Here is a 14,244-nt window from a genome sequence, read left to right as displayed (position 1 = left end):
TATGAACATAAAAATAGAATTAAATCAGTTAAAGTGTACAAATGAGGTTGGGTTGGGAAAAGAAAATAAAAGAACGTGTCATTATACATGACACGTTCTTGGTTTAAGACGTATGATTAGCTTCGCTAGGGGCTGGATTAACATTCAGAAGGGACTCAAGTGCGAAGGCGAGTCGGAAGCGCAGGCTCTCCATCGGGTCTTTGATGTTCCTGCCGGTCAGTTTCTCACATTTCTCCAGCCTATAGATCACTGTATTGCGATGTACGAACAGCTCTTTGGCTGTATCGACGATCTGGCAATGATTCTCATAGAAAGAGGACAAGGTTTTCATCAGTTCGCTACGCTCATTTGGATCTCGGTCGTTAAAGGGCTTAAAGGTTTCTTGATGGAACTGCAGCATCTCATCGTGGGGAATCATGCGTAGCAGACGGCTTATATCCATGGTTTGATAGGAATGAGCGAAGCGGGTCTTTCGCATCTGATAGCCGGATTGGAGCGCCTTGACTGCTTCCTTATAGGAGAGTCCGATATCCAATACATTGGTGTAGGGATTACCTATTCCGAAGGACAGGCTGAGCTGCGACTCTGTATACAGATTGCTGGCGATCCGCTCAAGCTGCTGGACAACGGTGTGTTCGTCCCAAGACGATTCGGCCAAAAAGACGAGTATGCCGAACTGATCGTTCTTCGTGAACATGACGAAGGAGAGATCGAGTCTGGCGAACTCCTGCTTAATCAGCTCGTAATAAGCGTCTCGTTCTGAGATGAATCGCTCTTCCCCAGGGGGAGTGAGGATGTGTTTAGGTTTGTTCGTTAAGGGCTCATCCATCTTGGCGATGATGAGAACCGAGCTCCCTTTTGCTTGCAGCCCATATTTCTTGCCGCGATGTAGCGCTTCTTGTTCAGAACGAATGAATCCTTGAATGAGATCGGAGAAATATTCATTTTTGTAACGGCGGGAGCGCTCCTTGACCGCTTGTTTCTTGGTTAACTCCAGACCGATCACATTGACCGCTTGCTCCAGTGCCAGAGTGGAGAGCTTAGAGGTTGTGGAACTGTCGTATAGTGCGATCAAATAGCCCTCGTGCCGATCGGTGAAGATGGGATGAAGCTCAGCATGTCGATATTTATCAGCAGTAAGTAGGCAGATCGAGATTGCAGTATGGAAGGAAGGGTGCTCATCTATAAATGTCAGTAAGGGCGCGGCGAGAGACTGGTCATCCATCTGTTGTGCATAATGGGAGCTTGCCGTAATCTGTTTCTTCGAGCCAAGCAGAAGTACAGGTGAGGATAGCAGCTGAGACAGTGTATCTACGATGGATGGTATGCCTTTTCCCTGCATAACCATCGTGGAAAATTGCTTGTGAATAGATAAGGCGTAGTGCAGTTCATGGGTTTTGTTCTGTAGGATGGCACTGATCGAATGTTGAAATATTTCACCGAGTGTATTGTCTATCTCGGACAGTTCGATGATCGGGAAGCCCAGTCTGTTGGCTGTCTCAAGCAGTTGCGGAGCTAATTCAAGAGAGAAACGCTGAGTCTTCACAGCAAGCGCTGCGCAACCAATTGCATGCATGTCTGTAATAAATCCAAGATGAGCATCGGGGCGGTCTTTCAGGATATAGCCGTTCGTCAGCAGCATATCTCCCGGCTTCAGGAATTGTACAATATCTGGTGCATCCATAATGTTGATCGATTGCACCAAACGATCTAGTCCACGATGTCCGGCAATAACTTTTGCTTTGGATAGAATGGGGATAGTCAATAACTGTTGCAGATCCATCTTCAACCCACCGCTTTCATAATGATATGTTATAAAATCTAACATTAAGTGAGGTGGGCGTAAAGAAGAGTTTGGATAAAGAGGCTAAAAGTAATGGGATTTTTAAGCGTATTGTACAAAAATGTTGAGGTGAGAAGATGTTTTTTATTAATTTGAGTAAAGTAAAGTTACACATGTTATGGAATGATCAACAGCTACCTGGTTTAGGTGATCAGCGACTGCTGTCGATGGAAGACCGTCTGCTTCAGGCGAAGAGATCTACGCAAACATGGAGAATATTACGGGAGAACAAGTAGCTTGCAGAAAAGTTATCAAGATTCAAATCAAACAAATTTCTCATAAATATAAAAACTTTCTAATAATTCAATGCGTTATACTAAATAGATCTAATGCGGAAAGAGTCGTAACCGAAACACCTTTATTGTCGATGATGAAACCCAGGCACTCTATTATATTATGGTAACATCTTTAAAGGCTGCTTTAGATTATTGATAGATCTTTGTTTTATTTAATTCACGGAAAACCAAAGAAGCAGCTGATCCATGTGATTATGTTTTAACGTTAAGAATGGATGCCTGTAAATAATACATATGGAGGTAATTAAGTTTGAGTACTCACTACTACTTCAGTTGGTTTAATAATTTTTTTCCTGAGAAGCTGGTCAAATTGTTGCATGAGGATATACAAGACAGAAAATCGCTTGTTATGATTAGCGCTGACCCGTCTGGTTATACAGATGAGCAAATTAACTTTGATGATATTTCTGAATGGACATGGTTGAATCAGGCTAACATTATTTTTGATGAATATCATTTCATTGATTACCGCACGCAGAAGGAAGATGCCCAGCGATCCATTCAGAACGCTTCTGTAATTTTTTTATGTGGTGGATATCCTGCTCTGCAGAACGATTTTATGGCGGATTATGAATTATCGGATGCGATTAAGAACAGCAATGCCGTTATCATGGGTGCTAGCGCAGGTGCATTAAACATGTCTGCAAAATGGTTAAGCTTGAATAACACTGATGAAGTTGAAACAAGTACTATTTATGATGGTATAGGTTTTGATCATTTTGCCTACGAATCCCATTCTCAACGCGACTACGCCACGTTTGTTCAAGGCTACCTATTCCCCTTGTCAGAAGAGATTGATGTTTATGCGTCAGAACAGGAGAGCGCTATACGTGTAAAGGATGGCAAAATAGAAATAATGGGTCCTATATATTTAATTTCCCACTCAAAGATTCAGAAATTGGTTGAGACGCTCTAATTAGAGTGAGTGGCTGTGACCTAACAGAATTAATTCCTTTAAAATCAAGGCTTACAGCGAATCATTTCAGGTCTCCTCTCTATGCTTAGCGGATGCTAACCGCTCATTTTGATTGAACTAACGGGAAACGATGTTCGGGGGAATCGAGGAACAGTTTTCTACCTTTTTTTTGAAGGAGAAGAGTAATTGAAACGTAATATTATTGTCCTTTTTGGAATTCTTGTCATCAGCTTTGTTTTATTATTAGGGGTTCGGATCATAGGCTTTCCTGTACCCATAGTTATTGAGCATTCAAATATCCCCATAGAGAATGAATTAAAGCTTCATGAGGGAGGAAACTCGAAGGCTAAAATCATCTGGTGGGGAGATTAGTAAGGTAGTTTCAGTGCAAGCGGAAACTTGAAATTATGGCTGCTGCTCTCAAATGGTGTGACTCGCTTTTCTTAGCGTACGGATAATTCCATTAACATCTTCAGTATGAGAGAGGTGATATGAAATTCATAAAATGAGTAATAACATCTTAATGTTGGTACTAGTGGTATCCATGATAGTAGCTGGGTGCTCATCAAAAGAAAAAGAAAAAAATGAGGATAATGTTATTGAACGTGTAGTAGCATCTGATTTTGTTCTCGAAGTAACAACACCAACTGTTTTAGGTACTGGTGAGGCACTGAAAGTAAAAGGAAATTTAAAATATACAGGTATTAAACCCGTTGAAGTATCTCATGGAGAACCAATCATTCGTTTTTCCTTCTCCGGTAGTGACGAGGAGCGTAATTATGCGGATGTGGGATATGTAACTGAGCTTAAGTCAGGTCAAGTGGTTGAGGTTGAAGATGAGTTTATAGTAACCAAAAAAGGGAAACAAAATCTCATTGTGGATATGACCGCGGATATCTCTATGACCATGAACCCAATTGAAATTCTTGTGAAGTAATCTTAGTAATATTGAACGGACAGCAAACGTTAGCTCACATGAAATATTTACGAAAATAATACTTAATGAACTCATTAAAATCTTAAAAAACCTCCCGTCCCGCATGACATCTGGGCTTGGGAGGTTTTGATTATAGTACAAATTCAACGTTTATCGTACAAACCATCCGGTAGGCTGTGGGGCTACGTCTGCGGTATCTCGTAAATCATGGACTTTGACATTACTGCCATAGATCATGGAATCGCTACTCAGTCGGAATGAAGGGAAACTGTGCTCGGATTGCAGACGTAGAGAGGGTTCAAAGTAAATCTGCTGCTGTTTGTTGATTACAAAGGGAAGCGACCCCGCTTCTACGGTAACATCATCGCTATCCGGTTCGTTCAAGATCAGAAGTACCGCAATTCCGTCACAACCGCATCCATCGGTATCATAAAACAATTTGAAATAGCCTGGTCGATCTCCCAGCTTTTCAGTAAGTCTTGCTTCTGCCAGCGGACTGACTTGAATGATCATGACGTTGTTCACACTCCTCTAATCTCCAATGAATTCGCTTACAATTTAATATATGGACCATAAACGCAGATTAGAAGGTGAAATAAAGAAAAGCAAACATGTCCTGTAAAAATATTGACGCTAATGCGTAATGCAACGAACAATTCACGTATGAATGTTATACCCGGAATTTCTATGGGTTCAGTGTGGAATCATTCGCCCTTCAATGAAACCCATTTCATCGGCATTCCTTATCTGGTATGATAAGCAGGGAAAATAGGGAAAATTAGAGAAAAAGGAAGGTTCCGTTATGACACCGATCACCATATACGACATCGCCAAAGAAGCAAATGTATCTGTAGCGACGGTCTCCCGGGTACTGAATGATACGGCACCTGTGCGTGCAAGCACCCGAGAGAAGATTATGTCCATCATTGAAAAACACCAGTTTCAGCCCAATGCGCAGGCGCGCAGTCTGATCAAGAAAGAGACGGGCACCATTGCCATCATCCTGCCGGACATTACAAACCCGTTTTTCCCGGAAGTGTTCTGGGGTGCGGAGAATGAGGCTCGCGGATTGGGGTATACCTTCTTTCTGTGTAATACCGCAGGCGACTACAACAGGGAATCTGAATATTTGTCCATCCTGCGAGAGAAGCGGGTAGACGGGATTATTTTTCTCGGCGGGCGAATCAACATGCAGGTCTGTCCGGATGACATGGCTCAGGAATTGATTGATATGGGCAAACGTATGCCGATCGTGCTGGTCAATGGCAATATTGCCAAAGGTGGGTTCCACCGGGTATACACGGATGAAGGGGCAGGGGCAGCCCTTGTAGCTGAGCATTTGCTTGAACTGGGGCATCGCGATATCGCCTTTGTCGGCGGTCTGAAAGAGCTATCCACCACCATGGTCAAGGTCAGAGCTGTGCAAAAGAAACTTCGCGAACATGGGCTCGAAATCCCGAAAGAACGGCAGCTGCTCGGCAGTTTCTCCATCGACGATGGCAAACGTGAGATGTCCAAACTGCTGGATCGTGACAATCCTCCAACCGCAGTCATCTGTGTGAATGACAACACGGCGATTGGTGCCATCAAGTCGACGATTGAGCATGGGCTCTCGATTCCGAAGGATATATCCATTGTGGGTTTCGATGACACGCCGCTCGCCAGTGCCGTTATACCGGAACTGACAACCGTATCCCAGAACACGTATCAGCTTGGCAAACAGGCTGTGGACGTGCTGCATGAGCTGATTAACCAAGGCAAACCGAAGAAGCAGATCATTCTGCAACCGGAGCTAATTGTGCGTCAAAGTACAGGACCTGCTGCAAGATAAGGGGCCCTGTAATTGGAAAAGAAAGCGTTGACATTTCCTTGAAGGGTGAAATATAATGAGTGCGTGAATGAAACCCCTTTCATAAAGTGGAACGGGTTTTATGTTTCAGCTTAATGAAACCCATTTCATGAAACGGGTTTCAGTGTAGTCATCCATTCATTATATCAAGGGGGCGTAACGTATGAGAAGAAGTCTTAAGGTCATTTCGTTATTGATGCTGGTCATGGTAATGGGTCTGACAGCCTGTAGCAGCGGGAGTAACAACGGTTCTTCCGGCGAGTCCGGTGGCAAGGTTGATTTGAGCATGACGATCTGGGGCTCGGAGGATGAGAAGAAGATTTATCAGGAACGACTCGACATTGTGAAACAGACGTATCCCGATATTAACGTGAAGCTGAACGTGGTTGCAGGGGATTATGACCAGAAAGTACAGACCATGATCGCCGGGGGAACAGCGCCGGACATCATGATGATTGCCGAGAACTATCAGGCTTACGCCTCCAAGAATCAGATTATACCGCTGGATGACATGATTCAGGCGAACAATGTGAACATGTCCGAGCGTTATTCCGATGATATTGCAAACCTGATGAAATACGATGGCAAACAATTCGGTTTGCCAGATCGGGCAGGCGCGATGGTCCTCTTTTATAACAAAGATCTGTTCGACAAGGCTGGGGTGGAATACCCAACCAAAGATTGGACGCAAGACGACCTGATGGCGGCAGCTCAGAAGCTGACAGTCAAGGAGAATGGCAAGACCACTCAATGGGGTTACTACCCAGGCAGCTGGTGGCCGCAGTGGATGCAACTGATCTACCAGAACGGTGGATCGATATTCGATGAGAGCGGTAAACCGACATTTAATACAGAGCCTGTGCGTAAAGCACTGCAATTCATGAACGACCTTACCTTCACACATGGTGCGGGACCAACGCCAACCGAAATTGCCGACATGGGGAATATCGGAGCTGATCCGCTGTTCGCACAAGGCAAGATCGCCATGGAAACGACAGGGTTCTGGAACATCGGTTCACTTGCCAAGGTGGAAGGCATCAACTGGGATATCTCTCCGGTATGGGGCGAAACAAACGCATTCTTTAACGGGTTAACGATTACCAACGCTTCCAAACACAAGGAAGAAGCATTCAAAGTGATTGAAGGACTGACCACACCTGAAGCACAGATGCCAATGGTCAAAGCCGGTCAAGATGCTCCTGCAACCAAAGCGGGACTATCCAGTGATGAGTTCCTGAATGCCGAATATGGCGGCAAGAAAATCAACATGGCTGCGTTCAGTGAATCAACGATCTATGCAGAACCGTTCAACCCGCAATGGAACGAAATGATGAAGCTCATTAACGATAAGCTGGGTGTATATTTCAACAACAAAGCCTCGCTTGATGATACGGTAACTGAAATTCAGAGTGGGCTGGAAAGACTCTACAAATAGAGAGAGTTTTTGCACATGTACAAATAGCATCGACAGGAGGACAGGTGGAATTCGGCGTGAATACGGATTCCATCTGCTCTCTGCGTCATGGGAGGGCTTAATGTGAAAAAAAAGGACGGGAAATGGTTCTATATCTTCATCTCGCCTTGGCTGCTCGGATTCCTAGGGCTGACCCTGGGACCAATCCTATTTTCCATCTATATGAGCTTCACGAACTGGGATCTGTTCCAGTCCCCTGAATTTATCGGTATAGACAACTACAAAACACTGTTGACTGATGACCCGATCTTCTGGAAAGCGGTGGGAAATACGTTCTTCTACGCCCTGATATCGATCCCGCTGGGCATGTCCATCTCGCTCTGGATCGCATATTATCTGAACAAGAAGATCAAAGGTATTACTTTCTTCCGGATTCTGTTCTACCTGCCTTCCGTCGTTCCGGTGGTTGCGAGTTCATTGCTCTTCATCCACTTGCTTGCTCCGACAGAAGGATTGATCAATCAGGCACTTGCGATCTTTGGTATTCAGGGTCCTGCCTGGCTTCTTGATCCGAACTGGGTTAAGCCTGCATTGATTCTCATGTCCTTATGGGGTGTGGGTGGTGGTGTGGTATTACTGCTTGCAGGTATGAAAGGAATACCGCAGGAATTTTACGAGGCCGCTGCCATCGATGGAGCGAAAAGTACCCAATCGTTCTTCCATATTACATTCCCCATGCTGACTCCCGTCATTTTCTTCAATCTCGTGACTGGCATGATCGGAGCGCTCCAGACCTTCGCGCAGGTATTCATCGTCACTGCAGGAGGACCAGACAATTCAAGCCAGATGGTCGTTCCCTACTTGTTCCAGAATGCGTTCCAATTCTACAAAATGGGATATGCATCGGCGATTGCGTGGGTATTATTCATTATCATCATGGCGTTGACACTGGTTGTATTCCGTTCATCGGCGCTATGGGTGCATTACGAGGAGGGAAAAGCCAATGAGTAATCCATCGACTGTGGAGAAGACGATATCCTACATTTTTCTGATTCTGGTCGGGGTGCTGCTTGCTTCACCTTTCCTGTACATGATCTCCATTGCACTGGCCAGTGACGCAACAACCGTCAAGTCAGCCTTTACCTTCGTACCGATGGAGTTCCAATGGTCGAACTTCTATACGATCTTCACAAATAACAATCTTGGTACGTATCTCAAAAACTCGGTTATCATTACCGTCTTTACGATTGTCGGATCGGTATTATCGGCTTCGGTCGTATCCTACGGCTTCGCCCGGATTAAAGCGAAAGGAAGCCGTTTCCTGTTTATTGTCTTGCTCAGTACGATGATGATTCCGGGTGAGGTGACGATGGTACCGCAGTTCATCATCTTCCGTCACCTGGACTGGATTAATACATTCTACCCGCTGATCGTGCCGAGCTTCTTCGCTGGGGCATTCAACGTATTCCTGATTCGACAGTTCGTCATGAGTATTCCGAAATCACTGGATGAAGCCGCCATGATCGACGGAATGGGCCACCCGGGAATCTATTGGAGGATCATACTGCCACTGACGTATCCAATTCTGGCTGCCATTGCGATCTTCTCGTTCTCCTACAACTGGGGTAACTTCATGGGGCCACTCATCTATATCAATGACCCGGAGAAAATGCCGCTGGCACTCGGAGTACAGCTGTTGACTACGGTAGGTGGTGGTCAGATGCCGCCATGGAACCTTGTGATGATCGCATCCCTCTTCCTCACCATTCCGATGGTGCTGGTCTATCTGTTTGGACAGCGTTATGTCTATGAGGCCAACATTAGCGGCGGAAGCAGTGGAATCAAGTAACCGAAGTGTCTGTGGTGATTGTATGTGCTGAACCTGATGTTCAAGATCAACGGAATAATCAACGTACATGGAGAAAGGATTGTTTAGCCCATGGCGCATAAAGAACAACGCAGCAGAGGCAAACGGAGTTATATCCTCATGGGTGTCGCCCTGATTGCCCTGCTGGCAGGAGGAGGAATTGTTATCAATCATTTTGCCAATGAATCATCCAAAACACTTGAGTTCCAAGGGGAACCGGTACGTCTGAAGCTGGATCAGTCCTATAATCATTTTGAAGGCTGGGGTACGTCACTTGCCTGGTGGGCCAACGATCTTGGTGGATGGAAGGATCAGGCGAAGGTTAGTGAAGTGATGGATCTGGTCTTTGACCCGGAGAAAGGATTAGGTCTGAACATCGTTCGTTACAATATTGGCGGCGAGGAAAATCCGGAGATGAAAGCTCTTCGTCCCGGTGGGGATGTACCTGGCTTCCAGCCTGAACCTGGAGAGTGGGACTGGGAGGCTGATGCAGGTCAGCGTGCTGTATTACAGGGTTCGATGGAGCGCGGTGTGAACATTGCCGAAGCATTCTCCAATTCACCACCTTACTGGATGACGATCAGTGGATCAGTTACCGGAGCAGTGGATGGCAGCAATAATCTGCGTGACGATCAGTATGATGCGTTTGCCGATTATCTGACCGAAGTCGTGAAGCATTATCGGGACGAGTGGGGGATCACTTTCCGCACACTGAATCCGCTTAATGAACCTTCCTCCGACTGGTGGAAGAAGGGCAATATGCAGGAAGGCAGTCATTTTACCAATGAAAAACAAGCCGAGATTATCAAGAAAGTCGCTGCTTCTCTTCAAAGTAAAGGACTGGACGGAACCGTCATCAGTGCCGCGGACGATAACAGCATTGATGAGACGGTGTTCAATTTCAACCTCTATGATCAGGATACGCTGGACGTGATCCAGCAGATCAATACCCATTCCTATAATGGTAGCAAAATGGAAGAGTTGCGCACGCTGGCAGAACGCCAGGGCAAGAAGCTGTGGATGTCCGAATACGGAACAGGCGGTAGCGAGCCGCACAGTCATGAGGATATGACCTCGGTGCAGGAGCTGGCAGAGCGGGTCATGTTCGATCTGAAAATCATGCAGCCATCCGCCTGGGTATACTGGCAGGCCGTTGAAGATGAAGGCGCCAATAATAACTGGGGATTCATTCATGCCAACTTTAACGGAGAAGAGCAGTATGAGATGACCAAACAGTACTATGGCATGGCCCAGTTTACAAAGTTCATTCGTCCAGGCGCGACGATTATTCCAACGGATGGTGGACGCACGCTGGCTGCCTATGACGCGGAACGTCAGAGACTGGTGCTGGTGATTCGTAACGAATTGTCAGCGGGTACAACGGCGTTTGAACCGGAAGGGTATGCGTACGGAAAAACATCCACCGCTCAGGTGTATCAGACTTCACCGGATCGGAACATGGAACAGCTTGAAGACATTCCGGTGTATGCCAACGGACTTGAAGTGCCTACCGCAGACAACTCCATCACAACGGTTGTACTGGAAGGCGTGACGTTGCAGGCGAACTGATAACAGCGATTGAATGGTTGTTCGGTCATCTGAGTGCTGGCGTGAATATGAACATTATCATTTTGAACTAATCATTTACACAGAGAAACGAAGAGGACAGAAATAACTTGAAGAAGCGGAGCGTTCGCCTTTATCCCCGGATTTCCCCTTTGAGAAAAGGGAATCAAAAAATCTGGGGATAACAGCGATTGGAAGGTTGTTCTGTCATCGAAGTGTGCAGTGTAAATAATCTTTAGTTCAATTTATATCAATAAAGAGAAGGAGGGGATATCTTTGACAGAGAAAGCATCCCTTTTGCTCCAGGAACAGGAGAAGAACATCGCCAGGGCTGAGAACGGTGTTCAATCTGAATTAACATACGATGCACGCAGTTTTTTTCTGAACGGAGAGCGTGTGTTTCTGAATAGTGCCACGATCCATTATTTCCGTATGCCGAAGGAGGAATGGCGTGAGGTTCTGCTGAAGGCGAAGCTGGCAGGCATGAACTGCATCGATACTTACTTTGCGTGGAATGTGCATGAACCGGAAGAAGGACAGTGGTCCTTTGAAGGGGACGACGATTGCGGCGCGTTTCTGGATTTGTGCGCAGAACTGGGCATGTGGGTCATCGCGCGTCCGGGTCCGTTTATCTGTGCAGAATGGGATTTTGGCGGTTTTCCATACTGGCTTGGTACGAAGGACGACGTGAAATTCCGGGAAAATAATGAGACGTATCTGCATTATGTGAATTTGTATTTTGACCGGATTGTACCGATTATTCGGGACCGCCAGCTATCCGCTGGGGGTACGGTTATTCTCGTGCAGGTGGAGAATGAATACGGGTATCTGATGGATGACGCTGCTGCAAGTGACCATATGAATACACTGAGGGATGGATTGTTGCAACGTGGCATTGACGCTACGCTGATCACTTGCGTTGGCGGGGCGGAAGGCACGATTGAAGGGGCTAATTTCTGGTCGGGTGCTGACGGGCATTATGAGAAACTTCGTGCTAAACAGCCGGACACCCCAAAAATGGTCACGGAATTCTGGACAGGATGGTTCGAGAACTGGGGAGGGCCTTCGGCCATTCAGAAGACGGCGCCTTTGCTGGAGAGACGAATCATGGAAATCCTGCGTGCCGGATATACCGGAATAAGTCACTACATGTTCTATGGAGGCACGAATTTTGGTGGGTATGGCGGCAGAACGATGGGTAGCAGTGATATCTTTATGATTACGTCCTATGACTATGATGCACCGCTGAACGAATATGGACGGGTGACACCGAAATATGCAGTAACCAAGAATTTGTCCTATTTCGTCCATGCATTTGGGCCATTTCTCATGGAAACTGAGGAAATTCCCACAGAACAGATCGTTGTACGTCATCCTGAAGGGGTGTCTGTGCGAGGCAGACAGGCTGACAACCAGAAGATTTGGTTCCTGGAGAGTCACAAGGATGAACGCGAGACGATGCACATTACGCTCGAAGAAGGCCGTACTATTCCCGTATCGCTGAATCCGGGTCAGATTGTTCCGTTGCTGGATCGCGTGCCGATTGCTGAAGATGTTTACCTGACTGCGGGTACGATGATTACGGGCAATGAAATGATAAATGGAGAATTGAACCTGTTCATCGTGGCCGCTGCGGGGCAGCGTTCTGTTGTTGAACTGGAAGCAGGGGCATTGAACGTCACGGGTAGCACAGTGCAAGTGCTGGTCGAACATGATTCAGCCAGGAACGTATACCGCTTCGATCTGTTCCATTTCCAAGAGCCGGGAATAATCCAACTGGAAGCAAACGGCACACCGATCCGATTCATCATTCTGGATCAAGAAACGATGAATCGAACATGGCGATTGGAAGCAACAGACCAGAAAGGACTTCGTTATGCGATCGGCTTCGATGACGTAGATGTATTGCCATCTGGTCATGTCAAGGGCATGATCACTGACACAGATCGCACAATTACGCTGCTTGGTGACTGGGCCGATGGAGAACGGAGGTTCACAGGTCATGAGTTTCTCGCTGGCGAGGAAAAAGGTGTACAGTACGATGTGCTGAATCCAGAGGGACGAAATACACCAACGCCATCCACTCCACAAGCTGTACCGAGTGAACCTAGTCAGGAGTCCGTTCCAAGAATACAACAGCGGCAGCTTCCATTGCTATCGCCGATTGCGCCAACGTTATCTGCTTCTCCGGAGCTGTCACGTATTACGTTAACTGCGAAGCAGCGCTCGGCGAGTGCACAACCGGAGGACTTTTCCCGGTATGGACAAGATTTTGGGTACCTGTTGTATGAATGCGACTTCGAAAGTCCAACTGAAGGAATCACTAACCTCATTTTGCCGGATATTCAGGATACTGCCAGAATCATCGTTAATGGTGTTCAGCAGGCATTAGTGCGTCAGGTAGGTTCCGCAGGAGTACAGTTACATGTATGTCAAGGGCAGAACACACTTCAGATTTTGGTGCAGCATATGGGCAGATTGAACTTCTCTCCATATTTGGGTGAAAGCAAAGGTCTGGCTGGTGCTGTTTATCTGGGAGGTAAAGTTCAGGATATTCGTCGGGATTGGCGTACGGAGAGTGGAAGTGTTCATCTTGATGAAGTGAATTCTCTCCAAGGGGCTACACTTCTAAGCAGAAGTTTTACGCTGGATAGCATGGATCGGGCGACTCTCGTGGGTGCCTTGAGCAAAGGTCTTCGTATCAACGGCATCGAAGTTCCGATGGAAGGATATCAGGACTGGTTTGCCTTTCAGACGCTGGACATATCCCTCTACATCAAGCCAGGAGAGACGAATACACTTGAAATGCCGTATAGCCGTTCACCATTGAATCGACTGGAACTGATCACATATTCGAGTCAGGGAGAACTGAAGGATTGGCGTATGGCAGGGACAGATGCATTGCTTCCGCAACAATGGGAGAGATACGAGGTAGGACAGGAATCGATCCTTCCTGGAGCACAGGGGTCAATCCAGCATGTAGCACAGCATGGTATCGCCGAAGGTGGCAATTCAAGTGCCAATCTAGTGGCCAATACCTCGGCTGGATCGGTTCATAGTGCTACATTGAACGAGAAGTCTCACCCTGTATCTAATCATACTCAAGTCAGAGGATCGTACGGTCAGCCCGTCTGGTACCGCTGGCGTTTCGCGAAGCCTACGGTTTCGGAGCAACATAAGATCAATCTGATGCTTCGCCTGACGGGAATGAGCAAAGGAACTATTCACTTGAACGGACATCATCTGGGCCGATACTGGCAGATTGGTCCGCAAGAGGATTACAAAATTCCAGTAGCCTGGCTACTGGAAGAGAATGAACTACTTTTGTTCGATGAAGAAGGCAGAACGCCAGAACGGGTACGATTCCTATTGGATGCGTTATCTCGTTATCCGTGGGTTGCGGTGGAGTAGAAGCATGGCAGAGATAATCAACTAGAAATGAATTGGGCTCGAAAATAGCATCACATAACGAAAAGTTCACCTTTTACTACAGTCATACTACCTCATTTTCTTAGTCGAAATAACCCGGGTTCGTGAATTAGGCTAAGGGAATGGG

General features: G+C 46.5%; 12 protein-coding genes. 10 read left to right on the top strand and 2 right to left on the bottom strand.

Annotation, left to right across the window (positions count from 1 at the left end; translation table 11 throughout):
* Positions 1–103 precede the first annotated feature (103 nt).
* On the bottom strand, positions 104–1,783 hold the full coding sequence (locus MHI06_RS22125; protein ID WP_340399124.1) for a PucR family transcriptional regulator ligand-binding domain-containing protein: 1,680 nt from the start codon (positions 1,781–1,783) through the stop codon (positions 104–106).
* Between the two features lie 137 nt (positions 1,784–1,920).
* Between MHI06_RS22125 and MHI06_RS22120 the strand changes: the two genes are divergently transcribed.
* The 4 genes from MHI06_RS22120 to MHI06_RS22105 all read left to right on the top strand — a co-directional run bounded on the left by MHI06_RS22120 (position 1,921) and on the right by MHI06_RS22105 (position 3,992).
* Positions 1,921–2,079 (top strand): hypothetical protein, encoded by a 159-nt coding sequence (locus MHI06_RS22120; RefSeq protein WP_340399123.1) that lies wholly within the window; start codon positions 1,921–1,923, stop codon positions 2,077–2,079.
* Between the two features lie 310 nt (positions 2,080–2,389).
* Positions 2,390–3,055: a cyanophycinase gene (locus MHI06_RS22115; protein ID WP_340399122.1), complete on the top strand. Its 666-nt coding sequence runs from the start codon at positions 2,390–2,392 to the stop codon at positions 3,053–3,055.
* 186 nt (positions 3,056–3,241) lie between these two features.
* Positions 3,242–3,427: a hypothetical protein gene (locus MHI06_RS22110; RefSeq protein WP_169483173.1), complete on the top strand. Its 186-nt coding sequence runs from the start codon at positions 3,242–3,244 to the stop codon at positions 3,425–3,427.
* A 133-nt stretch (positions 3,428–3,560) separates the two neighbouring features.
* Positions 3,561–3,992, top strand: coding sequence for a hypothetical protein (locus MHI06_RS22105; protein WP_340399121.1), 432 nt, complete (start codon positions 3,561–3,563; stop codon positions 3,990–3,992).
* A gap of 150 nt (positions 3,993–4,142) precedes the next feature.
* On the opposite strand, the gene MHI06_RS22100 is transcribed toward MHI06_RS22105, so the two are convergent.
* Entirely contained in the window at positions 4,143–4,517 is a 375-nt protein-coding gene (locus tag MHI06_RS22100; RefSeq protein WP_237177085.1) for an iron-sulfur cluster biosynthesis family protein, read from the bottom strand.
* A gap of 277 nt (positions 4,518–4,794) precedes the next feature.
* Here MHI06_RS22100 and MHI06_RS22095 point away from each other — a divergent pair, with 277 nt between their 5' ends.
* The 6 genes from MHI06_RS22095 (at position 4,795) to MHI06_RS22070 (ending at position 14,099) form a co-directional block, all read left to right on the top strand.
* Positions 4,795–5,823, top strand: coding sequence for a LacI family DNA-binding transcriptional regulator (locus tag MHI06_RS22095; RefSeq protein WP_062835738.1), 1,029 nt, complete (start codon positions 4,795–4,797; stop codon positions 5,821–5,823).
* A 181-nt stretch (positions 5,824–6,004) separates the two neighbouring features.
* Entirely contained in the window at positions 6,005–7,276 is a 1,272-nt protein-coding gene (locus tag MHI06_RS22090; RefSeq protein ID WP_340399120.1) for a sugar ABC transporter substrate-binding protein, read from the top strand.
* A 102-nt stretch (positions 7,277–7,378) separates the two neighbouring features.
* Entirely contained in the window at positions 7,379–8,266 is an 888-nt protein-coding gene (locus tag MHI06_RS22085) for a sugar ABC transporter permease (protein ID WP_091013489.1), read from the top strand.
* Entirely contained in the window at positions 8,259–9,104 is an 846-nt protein-coding gene (locus MHI06_RS22080) for a carbohydrate ABC transporter permease (RefSeq protein ID WP_169483178.1), read from the top strand. Before MHI06_RS22085 ends, MHI06_RS22080 begins: the two co-directional genes overlap by 8 nt.
* A 90-nt stretch (positions 9,105–9,194) precedes the next feature.
* The gene (locus MHI06_RS22075; protein WP_340399119.1) at positions 9,195–10,691 is read left to right on the top strand and encodes a glycoside hydrolase; all 1,497 of its coding nucleotides are present in this window, start codon (positions 9,195–9,197) and stop codon (positions 10,689–10,691) included.
* A 273-nt stretch (positions 10,692–10,964) separates the two neighbouring features.
* Positions 10,965–14,099, top strand: coding sequence for a beta-galactosidase (locus MHI06_RS22070; protein WP_340399118.1), 3,135 nt, complete (start codon positions 10,965–10,967; stop codon positions 14,097–14,099).
* Positions 14,100–14,244: the final 145 nt, after the last annotated feature.

This window comes from Paenibacillus sp. FSL H8-0079, assembly GCF_037991315.1.
In the GTDB taxonomy this organism is placed as follows: Bacteria; Bacillota; Bacilli; order Paenibacillales; family Paenibacillaceae; genus Paenibacillus.
The sequence above is the reverse complement of the archived record's forward strand: the minus strand, read 5'-3'. Positions and strand labels throughout refer to the sequence as shown.

Excerpts from the sequence above, each read along its gene's own strand:
- MHI06_RS22105 (WP_340399121.1), top strand. The coding sequence starts at position 3,561 with ATGAGTAATAACATCTTAATGTTGGTACTAGTGGTATCCATGATAGTA.
- MHI06_RS22090 (WP_340399120.1), top strand. The coding sequence starts at position 6,005 with ATGAGAAGAAGTCTTAAGGTCATTTCGTTATTGATGCTGGTCATGGTA.
- MHI06_RS22120 (WP_340399123.1), top strand. The coding sequence starts at position 1,921 with ATGTTTTTTATTAATTTGAGTAAAGTAAAGTTACACATGTTATGGAAT.
- MHI06_RS22080 (WP_169483178.1), top strand. The coding sequence starts at position 8,259 with ATGAGTAATCCATCGACTGTGGAGAAGACGATATCCTACATTTTTCTG.
- MHI06_RS22075 (WP_340399119.1), top strand. The coding sequence starts at position 9,195 with ATGGCGCATAAAGAACAACGCAGCAGAGGCAAACGGAGTTATATCCTC.
- MHI06_RS22125 (WP_340399124.1), bottom strand. The coding sequence starts at position 1,783 with ATGGATCTGCAACAGTTATTGACTATCCCCATTCTATCCAAAGCAAAA.
- MHI06_RS22095 (WP_062835738.1), top strand. The coding sequence starts at position 4,795 with ATGACACCGATCACCATATACGACATCGCCAAAGAAGCAAATGTATCT.